The 14,135-nt window shown below is 40.3% G+C and carries 13 protein-coding genes and 1 other RNA gene; 7 read left to right on the top strand and 7 right to left on the bottom strand.

Annotated elements, in window-relative coordinates; genetic code table 11:
* Positions 1 to 2 precede the first annotated feature (2 nt).
* Positions 3 to 665, top strand: a complete 663-nt coding sequence (locus G498_RS0112865; protein ID WP_026981525.1) for a spermidine synthase — start codon at positions 3 to 5, stop codon at positions 663 to 665.
* On the opposite strand, the gene G498_RS0112860 is transcribed toward G498_RS0112865, so the two are convergent.
* The 3 genes from G498_RS0112860 to G498_RS0112850 are packed head-to-tail and all read right to left on the bottom strand — an operon-like array spanning position 666 to position 3,384.
* Positions 666 to 1,190 carry a GNAT family N-acetyltransferase gene (locus tag G498_RS0112860; protein ID WP_026981524.1) on the bottom strand — a complete coding sequence of 175 codons (525 nt, stop codon included), beginning with the start codon at positions 1,188 to 1,190 and terminating at the stop codon, positions 666 to 668.
* A 2-nt stretch (positions 1,191 to 1,192) separates the two neighbouring features.
* Positions 1,193 to 1,918: a 3-deoxy-manno-octulosonate cytidylyltransferase gene (gene kdsB, locus G498_RS0112855; RefSeq protein ID WP_026981523.1), complete on the bottom strand. Its 726-nt coding sequence runs from the start codon at positions 1,916 to 1,918 to the stop codon at positions 1,193 to 1,195.
* A gap of 44 nt (positions 1,919 to 1,962) precedes the next feature.
* Entirely contained in the window at positions 1,963 to 3,384 is a 1,422-nt protein-coding gene (locus tag G498_RS0112850) for an ATP-dependent DNA helicase (RefSeq protein WP_026981522.1), read from the bottom strand.
* A gap of 111 nt (positions 3,385 to 3,495) precedes the next feature.
* On the opposite strand from G498_RS0112850, the gene G498_RS0112845 reads away from it, so the two are divergent.
* The gene (locus G498_RS0112845; RefSeq protein ID WP_026981521.1) at positions 3,496 to 4,302 is read left to right on the top strand and encodes a DUF3822 family protein; all 807 of its coding nucleotides are present in this window, start codon (positions 3,496 to 3,498) and stop codon (positions 4,300 to 4,302) included.
* Positions 4,299 to 4,889, top strand: a complete 591-nt coding sequence (rsmD, locus tag G498_RS0112840; RefSeq protein ID WP_026981520.1) for a 16S rRNA (guanine(966)-N(2))-methyltransferase RsmD — start codon at positions 4,299 to 4,301, stop codon at positions 4,887 to 4,889. The genes G498_RS0112845 and rsmD overlap by 4 nt, the downstream gene beginning before the upstream one ends.
* Before the next feature lie 80 nt (positions 4,890 to 4,969).
* Here rsmD and rnpB read toward each other — a convergent pair.
* Positions 4,970 to 5,281, bottom strand: an RNA gene (rnpB, locus tag G498_RS15550) — RNase P RNA component class A.
* A 124-nt stretch (positions 5,282 to 5,405) separates the two neighbouring features.
* Between rnpB and G498_RS0112835 the strand changes: the two genes are divergently transcribed.
* From G498_RS0112835 to G498_RS0112815, 3 genes are all read left to right on the top strand, one after another.
* Positions 5,406 to 5,708: a hypothetical protein gene (locus G498_RS0112835; RefSeq protein ID WP_026981519.1), complete on the top strand. Its 303-nt coding sequence runs from the start codon at positions 5,406 to 5,408 to the stop codon at positions 5,706 to 5,708.
* 182 nt (positions 5,709 to 5,890) lie between these two features.
* The gene (dnaX, locus tag G498_RS0112830) at positions 5,891 to 6,976 is read left to right on the top strand and encodes a DNA polymerase III subunit gamma/tau (RefSeq protein ID WP_026981518.1); all 1,086 of its coding nucleotides are present in this window, start codon (positions 5,891 to 5,893) and stop codon (positions 6,974 to 6,976) included.
* Between the two features lie 263 nt (positions 6,977 to 7,239).
* A complete protein-coding gene (locus G498_RS0112815) occupies positions 7,240 to 7,683 on the top strand; it encodes a hypothetical protein (protein WP_081694239.1) in 444 nt (147 codons plus the stop codon).
* 24 nt (positions 7,684 to 7,707) lie between these two features.
* On the opposite strand, the gene G498_RS0112810 is transcribed toward G498_RS0112815, so the two are convergent.
* The 3 genes from G498_RS0112810 to G498_RS0112800 all read right to left on the bottom strand — a co-directional run bounded on the left by G498_RS0112810 (position 7,708) and on the right by G498_RS0112800 (position 11,292).
* Positions 7,708 to 8,598, bottom strand: a complete 891-nt coding sequence (locus tag G498_RS0112810; protein WP_026981516.1) for a Ppx/GppA phosphatase family protein — start codon at positions 8,596 to 8,598, stop codon at positions 7,708 to 7,710.
* 94 nt (positions 8,599 to 8,692) lie between these two features.
* The gene (ppk1, locus tag G498_RS0112805; protein WP_026981515.1) at positions 8,693 to 10,807 is read right to left on the bottom strand and encodes a polyphosphate kinase 1; all 2,115 of its coding nucleotides are present in this window, start codon (positions 10,805 to 10,807) and stop codon (positions 8,693 to 8,695) included.
* Positions 10,804 to 11,292 carry a SixA phosphatase family protein gene (locus G498_RS0112800; protein ID WP_026981514.1) on the bottom strand — a complete coding sequence of 163 codons (489 nt, stop codon included), beginning with the start codon at positions 11,290 to 11,292 and terminating at the stop codon, positions 10,804 to 10,806. The genes ppk1 and G498_RS0112800 overlap by 4 nt, the downstream gene beginning before the upstream one ends.
* A gap of 423 nt (positions 11,293 to 11,715) precedes the next feature.
* Between G498_RS0112800 and G498_RS0112795 the strand changes: the two genes are divergently transcribed.
* On the top strand, positions 11,716 to 14,135 hold a 2,420-nt coding region (locus tag G498_RS0112795), incomplete at its 3' end, for an HYR-like domain-containing protein (protein ID WP_211227767.1).

The raw sequence follows: 14,135 nt of genomic DNA, 5'->3' as shown, positions 1-14,135 counted from the left end.
TGATGATTAAGAAAATCCTGAGTTATTTCATCCCCATAAACATTTACCGAAAGAACTCCGAAATCAATAAAAGCCTTGAAGTTACCTGGGCTAACGGGCAATTGGTGCTCGATTCCAAGAATACGAATTACTCCTACGGGAGCTTACAGCGGATTCTTCGCAAAGGGTTGCATTATATAGGATTTGAACGCATCAGAGGTTTTGAAAACGTTTTGGTTCTTGGAGTTGCCGGCGGAAGCGTGATTAAAACGTTAGTCGATGAAATAAAATTCAGCGGAAAAATAACCGGTGTCGAACTGGATGCTAACGTAATCGAAATCGCCAATAAGTATTTCGGATTAAATCAGATTCCGAACCTTGAAATCGTAATCGGCGATGCTTTTGAATACATTTTGAAAACCAAAGAGAAGTACGATTTAATCATCATCGACATCTTTCAGGACACGACAATGCCTAATTTTTTGTTTGAGGATTTCTTTATCAATAGAATTAACTTTTTACTTAAAGTAAATGGTTTTATTCTATTTAATACCATGACTTTAAATAAAAAAGATAAAGAAAGAAATCTAAATTACCGTTCCCGTTTTGATGACAATTATTCCGTCAGAATGTATCCGAAGGTGGAAGATCATAACGAACTTTTTACCATTAAAAAACTAGGATAATTACAACAGAAACCGGAACCCGAAAACTTCCAGTTCGCCTTGTTTGAAATCCAGATCTTCAGACCTTTTAAAACCAATGTTTTCATACATTCTCCAGGCCGGTTTCATCGCATTGGTAGTATGAATAATCATTTGCGGCAACTGCTGCTGCTTTGCTTTTTCCAGACAGAACATGGTTAGTAACTTGCCAATCCCTTTTCCTCTCTGGCTGTCGTCTACCGCCAAAAGTCTGAAACCTGCAGCATTTTTCTCCTGAGTCGCTGTGCCGCCTGAACCATAATATTGCATATCGCCGAAATAAACCACAACTCCTGCGATATTTCCTTCAGAGGAAACGGCCACTAAAATTTCTGTTCCGGGCTTGTTGGTCAGTTCTCCAACATTGGCGAGCATTTCGTAATATTTAGGATGCTGATGCGGCTTCGGGAAACCGTCTAATGCGCTGTACACCTTAACCATAAGTGCTCCAATGTTCTGATATTCTTCTGGTTTGGCATTTCGGATTGTGAATTCGGTAGTATTCATTTTTACAGCATTTTACGGGCTTTTTCCAAATCTTCGGGTGTATCAATTCCGATGCTGCCGTGATCGGTTTCCACCATTCGGATGCGTTTTCCGTATTCTAAATAACGTAATTGTTCCAGTTTTTCCGAGGCTTCGAGCGACAACATCGGCAAACGGTAAAAATCCATTAAGGCTTCTTTACGGAAGGCATAAATTCCAATGTGTTTCATATATCGAACACCAACATTTTCTTCTCTCGGATACGGAATTACCGAACGGGAAAAATACAGCGCAAATCCTTTTTGATCTACGATAACTTTCACATTATTAGGGTTCTCTATTTCCGATTTCTCCTTGATTTCAAACATTAAAGAAGCTAAATCGACTTTCTTTTCAGTATCATTTCTGAAGATTTCGATTACCTGTTCCAACGGTTTTTTATTGATGAACGGCTCGTCTCCCTGCACATTGATTACTACGTCAACGTCCATATTTTCAACGGCTTCCGCAATTCGGTCGCTGCCGGATTCGTGTTCTTTGATGCTCATGATCGCTTTTCCTCCGTTAGAAATGATTTCGTTGTAAATCAAATCGGAATCGGTTACCACAAAAACATCGTCAAACAGTTTTGTATTGATGGCGGCTTCATACGTTCTCAGGATTACGGTTTTCCCAACCAAATCCTGCATCAGTTTGGCAGGAAATCGTGTGGAAGCATAGCGTGCGGGAATTACGGCGATTATTTTCATTTTTAATGTGTTGTAAAATAGCTAAATTACGGAGTTTTTATTTTCTAATTGTCAAAATATTCATCCTGAAAACCAATCAGATACAATTTATCTTTGGCGCGGGTCATGGCTGTGTACAACCAACGGATATAGTCTCTGTCGATTCCTTCCGGTAAATACGGTTGTTCGATAAAAACCGTATTCCACTGCCCACCCTGTGATTTATGACACGTTATTGCATACGAGAATTTTACTTGTAAAGCATTAAAATATTCGTTGTTTTTCACTTTCTGCAAACGACGGTATTGGCTGGTTTCGTCTTCATAATCCTTCATAACTTCCTGATACAGTTGATTGTTCTGTTCGTAGGTTAACGAAGGGGCTTCACTCATAACCGTGTCGAGAATTAAAATCGTTTCCAGAGGAATCTGGTTCGGATAATCGACCATCCGGATTTTTACTTTGGCGAATTTGAAACCATAAAGTTCCACAATTCTGAAGATTTCAAGAATTTCGATGATGTCGCCGTTGGCAATAAAACCGGCTTCGTCACTGTCTTTCAGCCAGAAATAGTTGTTTTTAACCACCATCATGAAATCTCCGGGAGAAAGTTCGCTTTCCTTATCCAAAATTTTGAGGCGAATTTGCTGATTGTACTGATTCGCCCGTTTATTGGAACGCACGATAAACGCCGTATCTTCAATCGAATAATTGGAATAGGCCGCATGAATCGCGTCCTGAATATCGTAACCGTCAGTCAATCGGACAATATCTTTAAAACCTCTAAGCTGAAACTGAAACGTGTCGATAAAATGCGATTTCAGAATCTCGCGCAATTCCGTAGCATTGAACAGAATTCCCGATTTTTCTTCCTGACGCATTACTTCATCCAACTCAATATGAGGTACTTCCATATTGTAATTCATGGAAAGTTTGTCCATATCCAACGCCGGACTCACATCCATTCCAACGGGCGGTAACTGAGCCGTGTCGCCTACCAAAATCATTTTGCAATTGTGACCAGAATAGATGTACATGATTAAATCGTCCAACAGCGAACCGTTTTCGTACATGCTTGATTCTGTGGGCGAATCCGAAATCATAGACGCTTCATCGACGATAAAAATCGTATTCTTGAACTTGTTGGTCTGCATCGTGAAACTTACGCCGCCACTGCTCTTTTTCGGAAAATAAATGCGTTTGTGAATGGTATGCGCCGGTTTTTCGGAATAATTTGCCATCACTTTAGCCGCACGACCGGTTGGCGCCAGTAAAACGTATTTTTTGTTGATGTCTTTCAGATGTTCGACTATCGTAGAAATCACGGTTGTTTTCCCGGTTCCGGCGTACCCTTTCAGCAGAAAAATTTCGTCCGGATTCTCATTACTCACAAAATCAGCGACTTTCTGAAAAAAAATATCCTGTTTAAGCGTGGGCTGAAAAGGAAAACTATTTCGGAGTGTGTTGTAAAATTTTGCGGAAATCATCGGCAGTCAGTAATGAAATGGAATCCAAAGATAATGATGAAAATTGAGCATATTCGGTTACGGTTGGAAAAAAAATGTAAATTTGTTGCGCTTAATCATTTTACAGCTTTCATGTCAGACACTTCCATTGTTTCCAAAAATTACAAAAAACTGTCCCTTCAGATTGCTTTGAACGGGCTTTCGTTTTGTGTTTTCGATACGTTGAACAACAGCGTAAGGGACATTCAGGAAGTAAAATTCAATCACACTCAATCGCTGGAAGATCAGTTGTGGCGCACTTTCGTGGATTATCCGCAACTTACCAGAACGTATGATGAAATAACCGTACTGCACGACAACAACTTAAACACGTTTGTCCCGAAATCGCTTTTTGAAGAGGACGCAATGGGAAGTTATCTGCAATACAACACCAAAGTTTTCGAAACGGATTTCTTTTCTTACGACGAAATGGAAACCTACGAAATGAACAATGTTCACGTGCCTTATGTGAATGTGAACAACTTTTTGGTGGATCAGTTCGGCAGTTTTGATTACAAAAACGTAAACTCGGTTTTGGTAACTAAATTACTGGATTTGTCGAAAAACAAAATCGATAAACAGGTTTACGTTCATTTGCAGGAAACGCATTTTGAAATCGTCATAACCAATCAGTCTAAACTGTTGTTATACAACTCTTTTGAGTATAAAACGCCGGAAGATTTTGTGTATTATCTGTTGTTTACCTTAGAACAGTTGCAGTTAAACCCGGAAACGATTCAGGTAAATTTACTCGGAAAAGTTTCGGAAAATGATGCTTGTTTTGCCATTGCCTACCGCTACATCAGACATATTTCTTTGTTAGATGTTTCCGATGCCGCTTTCAGATTATCCGTTAAAAATGAAGAGGCACTTCACTATTTCACGCTTTTACATTCATGAGAATAATTTCCGGTAAATATAAAGGAAGAAGAATTACGCCTCCGGGTAACCTTCCCGTTCGCCCGACGACAGACATGTCTAAGGAAGCTTTGTTCAATATCCTTAACAACTATTTCAATTTCAGCGAATTGCGCATTTTGGATTTATTCGCCGGAACCGGGAATATCAGTTACGAATTTGCCTCCCGTGGTGCCGAACCGGTTGTCGCTGTGGATGGTGATTTCGGTTGTGTGAGTTTCATCAAAAAAACCGCCAAAGAATTCGACTTCGACATCACGCCGATAAAAAGTGATGTTTTCAAATTCCTGGAGAAAAACAAAGCGAGTTACGACATCATTTTCGCCGATCCGCCATACGGGATGGAGCAAAAGGATTTTGAAAGAATCATTCAGCTGGTTTTTGAAAACGAATTACTGGAAGAAGATGGTATGATGATCATCGAACACTCCAAACACACCAAACTGGAACATATGGAGAACTTCTCCTTCAGCAGAAATTACGGCGGTTCCGTATTTTCATTCTTCGAATTTGAAGGCAATGAAGAGGATATTGACGAAGAAGCAGAAGATGATGAGTTTGAGAGCTAAAAGTAGTAATTTAGAAGTTAGAAGTTAGAAATTAGAAAACTTTAAACCTCAAAAAACCTTAGCACCTTAGAATCTTTTAAAAAAAATGCAGACCTGTAAGCCGGATTCTGTACCAACCGAAGTCAGCCCTTATCATTTATCTGGACCTGCAATTGCTCACAGGTTCTATCTGCCTACCCCTCAGCAACGGACGAGCCGCCCTTAACTGCTGATATACATGGCATTTCACCGCATAGAGTTTACCTGATTTCACTACAGCATTACCTGTACATCCTTTCTGTTGCACTTGTCCTCCCCTGATTGCTCAAGGTGACGGGCGTTACCCGCTATGCTGCTCTGTGGTGTCCGGACTTTCCTCCCCAACGAATTGGAGCGATAAGGCGGTCTGCGGTGCAAACTTACAACAAATAACCGGTAAGAGCGAATATTTCTAACGGGACTTTAACACTTGTTTGAGGAAAGGACTGCTTAAAAAGTCGTAATTTTATTCTGATGAACTATTTTATTTTTTGAGTTATGTCACATACTTATAATTATGCCAGTGTTGCTGAAGCCTTAGAAGAATTGAAAGCATTAGGATTTGATTACGATTTCAATCAAAATGAAGCCGAATTCAAAACCAATCCGCACGATTTTGAAATTGTTCATATCTATCGTTATGAAGGCGATTCCAGTGCCGATGACGAAGCCACAGTGTACGCCATCAAATCCAAAAGTGGTAAAAAAGGAGTCTTTGTTTCCGGATATAACGCTAATTCCCACAGTGATGCCGCCAGATTTCTGATCGGACTTACCATCAAAGGACGAAAAGGACTTTAAGTGAGTAGTGAGTAACAAAATTATAAATTCTACTGTCACACTGAGCGGAGTCGTAGGGTTTTTATTAAATCTTTAATCTAAAAATCTAACAATCCTTTTTGTGAATAACTTTTACTCAAATCCTCAAATCCACAAATAAAAAAACCAACAAAACTTCTATATTTGTGTCCGAATACTTTTCTATGGAACAATTTATCGTATCAGCCCGTAAATACAGACCTCAGACGTTTAAAGACGTTGTGGGGCAGCAGGCTATTACCAATACGTTACTGAATGCCATAGAAAACAATCACTTAGCGCAAGCCTTGTTGTTTACAGGACCTCGCGGGGTTGGAAAAACCACCTGTGCCCGAATTTTGGCCCGTAAAATCAATCAGGAAGGTTATGACGATCCGTATGAGGATTTTGCGTTTAACGTTTTCGAACTGGATGCCGCTTCCAACAACTCGGTAGACGACATCCGAAATCTGATCGATCAGGTTCGAATCCCGCCGCAAACCGGAAAATATAAGGTTTACATTATTGACGAGGTACACATGTTGTCGACATCGGCTTTCAATGCTTTTCTGAAAACATTAGAAGAACCGCCGCGTCATGCCATATTCATTTTAGCGACCACCGAGAAACACAAAATCTTACCGACGATTTTATCCCGTTGTCAAATCTTTGATTTTAAACGAATTACGGTTAAAGATGCAAAAGAACATTTAGCAGAAGTTGCCCGCAGCCAAAACATTACGTTTGAAGACGATGCTTTGCATATCATTGCCCAAAAGGCAGATGGTGCGATGCGTGATGCTCTGTCTATTTTTGACCGCGTGGTTTCGTATTGCGGAACCAACTTAACCCGTCAGGCCGTAACCGAAAATCTGAATGTCCTTGATTTTGAATACTATATCAGAGTAACCGATTTGATTCTAGAGAACAAAATCCCGGAATTGTTATTGGCTTACAACGATATTTTAGCCAAAGGTTTTGACGGACATCATTTTGTGGCCGGTTTGGCGTCGCATTTCCGCGATTTGTTGGTTTGCAAAAATCCTGCTACCCTGATTTTACTGGAGGCCGGCGAACATGCGCAACGTCTTTACGGCGAACAGGCACAAAAAGCCTCTCAGGAATTTCTTTTACAGGGCATTGAGATTGCCAACGATTGCGATTTAAAATTCAAAACCTCCCAAAATCAGCGATTATTAGTTGAATTATGTCTTATGCAGCTTGCCTCTATCACTTTTGATGGAGAAAAAAAAAAGCTGACAAATTTATAATTCCGCCTACTTATTACCGAAATTCCGGTTATTCCATCACGGAAGTAAAGCCTAAAACGGAAATTTCACAGCCAGGTTCGCAAGTTTCAACAGAACAACCGGTAATTTCAAATTCTGAAACAGTTGCTGCAACTGAAACCCGTACAGAAGCACCGGTTCAAACAGCGACAATTCCTGTTGCGGAAACAAAAGTTGTTTCCCAAGCGCCAAAAGTTGCCATTGAATCGCCTGTTGCGCTTAACGGCGGTACAAAAGTTTCTGCGTTGTCGTTAGCCAGCATCAAAGCAAAGCGCGAATTGGAAGCCAGTCAGAAAAATGCCGTAAAACATCACGATGAGTTACCGAAAGAACCGTTCAACGAAACGGACATGTTGTTGCATTGGACCAATTTTGCCGAAAGGTTAAAAGCCAAAGGACAACACATCATGGCAACCTATATGCTGATGGATGATCCGGTTTTAGAGGGAACAACAATCAAACTTCAGTTACCCAACGAAAGTTCAAAAGTTGATTTTGACAACAATAAAAATGATTTATTAGGATATTTACGAGGTCATCTGCACAATCACGACGTATCAATTGAAGTCCAGGTAAATGAGATTGTGGAATCCAGGTACGCTTTTACCCCACAGGAAAAATTCGAGAAATTAAAATCTATTAATCCCGCCTTGGAGTTGTTGAAGAAGACTTTTGATTTAGATGTTTAGAAGAAGGCCTGAGGCTCTAAAAAATCATATTTTCCCATAATACATCGCTTTCACCACACCATCGGAAAGACCGATTTTTGGCACATAGATATTACGTGCGCCGCTCCATTTCATTGCGTTCAGATAAATTCGCATGGCCGGGATGATTACGTCGGCACGGTCTGTATTTAAAGCTAATTCTGCGATGCGCTGTTCGTAACTTAAAGAACTCAGATATTGGTATTGGGAATTCAGGTAAATATAGGAAAGCGGTTTATCCTGAGCTTTTCCGGATAATTTGAAGATTTTATTGATGTTACCTCCCGAACCGATTAACGTAATGTTATCATAAGGTTCGGTTTGTGTTTTGATCCATTTTTCGATTTCCACCCAAACTACGTCGTTTACCATGTTGTTCAGCAAACGAACGGTTCCGTTTTTGAAGGATTTGGAAGCGACCATTTTGCCTTCTGAGAATAATGAAAATTCGGTACTTCCGCCACCAACATCTACATATAAATAAGTGGCGTCGGTTTTTATGAAATGATGCAAATCGGAAGATGCGATAATGGCAGCCTCTTTTTTACCGTCGATGATTTCAATTTTTACATCGGCTTTTTTCTTGATGATTTCGGTTACTTCTTTTCCGTTATATGCCTCACGCATAGCGGATGTAGCACAGGCCATGTAACGTTCTACTTTATATACTTTCATCAACAGTTTGAAGGCTTTCATGGCGTCGATCATTCTGTCGATATTCTCCTCGGTAATTTCGCCAACGGTAAAAGCATCCTGTCCCAAACGAATCGGCACACGGATTAACGCACTCTTGTTAAACTGTGTTTCCTTTCCGGGTTGTTCCACGATATTGGCAATAAGCAATCGCATGGCGTTGGAACCAATGTCTATTGCTGCATATTTTTTAATTGTAATCATTCAGGCAATTTAATTATTTGAAATTTGAGATTAGAAATTTGGAATTCAGTAGAAAAGCGCAATTTCTAATTCGCAATTCGTCATTCGTAATTATCTATATTTTTTCCGCAATTACTTCCAGTTTGTCCCGGTAATAATTGTACAATTCGTGTTGTGCCCGAAACATTTTCTGATCGGGTTGCTTGCGGTATTTGTTATCCAGTTTTTCGGAATGTAATCGGGCTTTTACATTGGCTTTCCATCCTATTTCAAAGGTTTCAAGCATTTCTTTTTTGATTTCCTCGTCGTAAATCGGACAGGTTACTTCTACCCTTGCATCTAAATTCCGGGTCATGAAATCGGCAGAGGAAATGTAAACTTCGGGATCGCCGTTGTTTCCGAAAATATACACACGGGAATGTTCCAGATAACGGTCTACGATACTGATTGCTTCAATATTTTCGCTCATGCCCGGAACGCCAGGAATCAGCGAGCAGATACCGCGTACAATCAGATGAATTTTTACTCCGGCCCGGCTGGCATCGTACAATTTGTCAATCATTTTATAATCAGACAAACTATTCATTTTCAGTCGGATATAAGCTTCACGACCTAAATTGGCATTCATTATTTCCCTGTCGATTAACTTCATGAAACGGGTTCGGGTGTAATGTGGGGAAACAATCAAATGTTTATAACGGTGTACCCTGTAATTCACATCAAAAAAATCAAAAATTTTAGCGGCATCCTTCAAAATCTGCTGATGACTGGTCAGTAAGGTTACATCTGTATAGATTTTTGCCGTTGCTTCGTTGAAATTACCGGTGGAAATAAAGCCGTAACGGAATACTTTTCCGTCTTCAATCCGCTCAATAACACAAATTTTACTGTGTACTTTCAGTCCTTTTACTCCAAAAATCAACTCTACCCCTTCGGTTTGCATCATTTCGGCATAGGAAATATTACTCGCTTCGTCAAAACGCGCCTGCAATTCGATTTGAACCACTACTTTTTTACCGTTTTTCGCAGCATTAATCAGAGAGCTGACAATCTGTGAGTTTTTCGCCAGACGGTATAAGGTTATTTTAATGGACGCCACTTTAGGATCGAGCGCTGCTTCTCTCAGAAACTTAATTACATAAGCATACGATTGATACGGAGCATTCACAATAAAGTCACGCTCCTTAATTTTTTCGAGTATACTTCCTTCTAAGCTTAAACCCTGAACCGGTAATGCCGGATGCTGTTTAGCCAGCAAATCATAACGTCCCATATTCGGGAAATCCATGTAATCGCGTCGGTTGTGATAACGGCCGCCCGGTATTATACTGTCTGTGGAGTCAATCTGCATTTTGGTAAGAAAGAAAGCGAGAGTGTCTTTTTCTATTGATTGGTCATAAACAAAACGAACCGGTTCTCCCACTCGCCTTTCCTTAACGCTGCTGGAAATTTTCTCAATGAAACTCTTGCTCAGATCACTGTCAAATTCGAGTTCGGCATCCCGTGTAATTTTTATCATGTGTGCTGAAATGCTTTCGTAGTCAAAGATGTTGAAAATCTGATTTAAATTGTATCGGATTACATCGTCCAACAGGATAACATACTGTTTATCAGTATTTGACGGAAGCACCACAAAACGGTTGATGGTTTTAGGAATTTCAATTACGGCATAACGCACTTCTTTCTTCTGCAAAAGCTTTGAAACAATGGTGTTTTGCTCCTTCGGTTTCATAACGAGTTTTACCGCAAGATAACCGGAAGTGTCTTTCAGGAGCGGAAATTCCTCTAAATCGTTAAGGATGATGGTAATAAGTTCCGGACTTACTTTCTGAATAAAATAATCGTGAAGGAAGTTTTGTTGTTCTTTATTGATTTGATTTTCGTTGATGATAAAAATATTCTCCTTCTCAAGTTGTTTTTCAATCACGCTCAAAATGCGCAAACTTTCAGACTGCTGTTCGATTACGATTTCGGTGATTTCTTTCAGCAACTGTTCGGCCGAAATACCGCCCAAAACTTTCTCTCCCGAAATCCCTTCGGCGTTCATTCGTCTGATGGCCGCATAGCGAACCCGGAAAAATTCATCAAGGTTATTGGAAAAAATTCCTAAAAACCGAAGTCTGTCGAGCAAAGGAACACTTTCATCGGCAGCTTCCTGAAGTACTCTTGCATTAAAGGTTAACCAACTTTTTTCTCTGTCTATATACCTGTTCTCGTGTGTCGTATTCATGATTTTAAATGACTGGGAAACACAGCTTTCTGTATTTTCCCTTTATGTATTTCTTTCCAATCGTCTTCTTCAAACGTTAACGAAACAACGCCCGAAGTTGGCACATTGTCTATGTAACGATCCCCAAATTTATTAACAAAATCGGTTATCGCACCATTATGACCGAAAAGAATTAAGCTATCGTATTTATTTTCACAATTTTTTATGGCATTCTCAAGGCCACGCTCATCAAAAGTATACAAATCATCTTTGTAAATGATGGTTTCTAAAGGTATGGCAAGATTCTGAGCATAAATCATTGCGGTTTCCTTTGCTCTTCTGGCCGGACTGCTCCAGACTATGAAGGTTTTAGGTAAAAGTTTATCAATGTGATGTGACGTTATATGAGCATCTCCAATGCCACGCTTCGATAAAGGTCTGTCTATATCTTTAAGCGGAGCATCCCAGTTAGATTTGGCATGACGGATTAAAACTAAATTTTTCATAATAATTGAATTTTGATATATAAAGTAACTCAAAAAAAATTACAAAAACCAGAGAATATTTGTCAAAAAATTGTTAATTCAAAGAGAAAAGGTATGATTTCATCGAAAATTCATCCTATTTGAAATCAATGATAAATTTTATTGAATAATTTAGAACCTACAAATAAGCGAAATACCACTAAATTGATTCATCAGGTACTTTAAATCGAAATACCACTTCAGGATTTAAATTACTTCCAAATTAGTGAGTTCCTCACTTTGCCAGATTACCACTTTCGGTTAATCTTTTTCAAGAACATTTTTTTGCAGTGTAATTTCAGAATTGGGCTAACCACTTGGCTTTTCATGTCTTGCTGTTACCTTATTGGTTCTGGAATAAGTTTTTTTATATGATTTTAAAAGATTAAACTAAAAGTAATGTCCATGAAATCAAAAAATACCTTACTATTGTTATTTTTACTGCTTGGAATTAACAATGCTTTTTCGCAATTCACACCACAAAAACCAGATTTAAGACTTTGTGGCAGCCCTCCGAATTATTACGAGGACTATTTTAACTGTACATCAAACAATTATACATTAGACCATGTGTTTCTGAGTCTTACAAATGTTAATGGTGTACCACTTTCCAATACAACCTGCACACCCGGTACCTCACAGGAGATGTACGTAATGCTTAATTACACCTCAAATTCAAACAGCATTATCACACAGGTGAGAATTTTTGCCGATTTATCAATCGATGGAAATATTATTCCCTTGAATGTTTATTTGCCTAATGGTGTAAATCCTGGTGCCGGGCAAAGACAAATTTACGGTCCTTTTACCTGGACATGCGGGCAAGAACTGAGACTGTGCAGAATATTAGCCGTCTGGAAAACATCCGGAAGTGCAAGTGATCCGGAGTTGGCCAGTTACAATTGTAATACATACAACAAATCTCAATGTGAATTTGGAGGCTGTATGGTTGTAGCTGCTCCTTTAGCCGTTGAATTTGATTACACCGTTTGTACTAACGGAAATCAGTCTACTGTAACTTTTAACGATGAAACTTCGGGTGGTATAGCTCCATATTCCTATTCCTGGAATTTTGGTGACGGTTCTCCTGTTTCAACACAGCAAAATCCGACACACAACTTTCCTTATCCCGGCGGCCCATACACCGTTACGCTGACCGTTACGGATTCTAATTTACCGAACCATTTGGTAAGCACTTATACTCAGGTAATTAACCCACCGGCTCCTATTACCATTTCCGGTGATGTGAATGCCGCGAGTTGCAGCAGCAATAATAACGGTTCCATTGATATTACCGTTTCCGGCGGAACACCTGCATACACCTATTCCTGGAGTAATGGTGCCACAACACAGGATATTTCAGGTTTATCGCCCGGGTCTTACACGGTAACGGTAACAGATACTTTTGGTTGTGTTAAAAGTGAAACTTTTGTGATTGGCAGCGGTGATGTTTCCAATCCGGTGGTTACGGCTCCCAATGATTTGTCTTTGGAAGGTTGCGGAACTGCAGCAATAGCATCACAAGGATATTTAGCTTTTTCCACAACGCCGGTAGTCATTACATTAGCCCAATTTAATGCAGCGGGTGGTACATATACCGATGCTTCTCCAATTGCATCAATCACTTATCAGGATGTTGCTTCCGGCAGCTGTCCGACCGTGGTAACCCGTACCTTTACCCTAACCGATCTTTGCGGAAATACCGGAACCGATACACAAATTATCAGTATTGACGACACTCAAGCGCCTGTTATTGACCCTTTACCGGCTCCTACAACGATAGTTTGTCCGGCTGTACCTCAATTTGCGCCGGCAACTGCTACAGATGCTTGTGATTCGAGTGTAACTTTAACTTATGAGGATGTTACCACTCCTGGTGACTGTATCCGCTCCTACACTACTGTAAGAACCTGGACCGCAACCGATGATTGTGGCAATAGCTCAACCGCAACACAAACCATTACGGTGATTGACAATGTTCCTCCGGTAGCTCCTGCTCCTCCGGCAGACGTTACCGTATCTTGCGGAAGTCTGGTTCCGGCCATGATTTCGTTAACCGCTAACGATGCCTGCTGCGGCGATTTAACCGTTCCGGGTGTAGATACCATAACTCCGGGCCAATGTGCGAATTCTTATGTAATCACCAGAACCTGGACTTTTGTAGACGCTTGTGGCAACACTTCATCAGTATCACAAACTATTACGGTTAATGATAATGTTCCGCCTGTGGTTCCAACACCTCCGGCTAACGTGACGGTTTCCTGCGGAAGTCAGATTCCAGCCATGATTTCGTTAACCGCTAATGATGCTTGTAGTGGTACTATAACTGTTCCCGGCGTAGATGCTGTTACACCAGGACAATGTATCAATTCCTATGTTGTTACAAGGACCTGGACCTTTGTGGATGCTTGTGGTAATACTTCATCTGTTTCACAAATCATTACGGTAAATGACAATATTGCACCGGTAGTTCCAACACCTCCGGCTAATGTAACAGTTTCCTGCGGAAGTCAGATTCCAGCCATGGTTACTCTAACCGCTAATGATGCCTGTGGCGGCCCTATAACTGTTCCGGGTGTCGATTCTATTACTCCGGGACAATGTAATAATTCTTATATCGTTACGAGAACCTGGACTTTTGTGGATGCTTGTGGCAACACTTCATCAGTATCACAAACTATTACCGTGAACGATAACATTCCACCTGTAGCACCTTCTGCTCCGGCTAATATTACCGTAAGTTGTTCCTCATTAGTACCAACAGCTGCCGTACTTACCGCTAACGATAATTGTGGCGGAAGCGTAACCGGTGTACCAAACGATGT

The sequence above is a fragment of the Flavobacterium suncheonense GH29-5 = DSM 17707 genome (genome assembly GCF_000430025.1).
Classification (GTDB): Bacteria; Bacteroidota; Bacteroidia; order Flavobacteriales; family Flavobacteriaceae; genus Flavobacterium; species Flavobacterium suncheonense.
The sequence above is the reverse complement of the archived record's forward strand: the minus strand, read 5'-3'. Positions and strand labels throughout refer to the sequence as shown.

Bases quoted from the DNA above. Each gene is read 5' to 3' on its own strand.
- G498_RS0112865 (WP_026981525.1), top strand. From the start codon at position 3: ATGATTAAGAAAATCCTGAGTTATTTCATCCCCATAAACATTTACCGA.
- G498_RS0112860 (WP_026981524.1), bottom strand. From the start codon at position 1,190: ATGAATACTACCGAATTCACAATCCGAAATGCCAAACCAGAAGAATAT.
- kdsB (WP_026981523.1), bottom strand. From the start codon at position 1,918: ATGAAAATAATCGCCGTAATTCCCGCACGCTATGCTTCCACACGATTT.
- G498_RS0112850 (WP_026981522.1), bottom strand. From the start codon at position 3,384: ATGATTTCCGCAAAATTTTACAACACACTCCGAAATAGTTTTCCTTTT.
- G498_RS0112845 (WP_026981521.1), top strand. From the start codon at position 3,496: ATGTCAGACACTTCCATTGTTTCCAAAAATTACAAAAAACTGTCCCTT.
- rsmD (WP_026981520.1), top strand. From the start codon at position 4,299: ATGAGAATAATTTCCGGTAAATATAAAGGAAGAAGAATTACGCCTCCG.
- G498_RS0112835 (WP_026981519.1), top strand. From the start codon at position 5,406: ATGTCACATACTTATAATTATGCCAGTGTTGCTGAAGCCTTAGAAGAA.
- dnaX (WP_026981518.1), top strand. From the start codon at position 5,891: ATGGAACAATTTATCGTATCAGCCCGTAAATACAGACCTCAGACGTTT.
- G498_RS0112810 (WP_026981516.1), bottom strand. From the start codon at position 8,598: ATGATTACAATTAAAAAATATGCAGCAATAGACATTGGTTCCAACGCC.
- ppk1 (WP_026981515.1), bottom strand. From the start codon at position 10,807: ATGAATACGACACACGAGAACAGGTATATAGACAGAGAAAAAAGTTGG.
- G498_RS0112800 (WP_026981514.1), bottom strand. From the start codon at position 11,292: ATGAAAAATTTAGTTTTAATCCGTCATGCCAAATCTAACTGGGATGCT.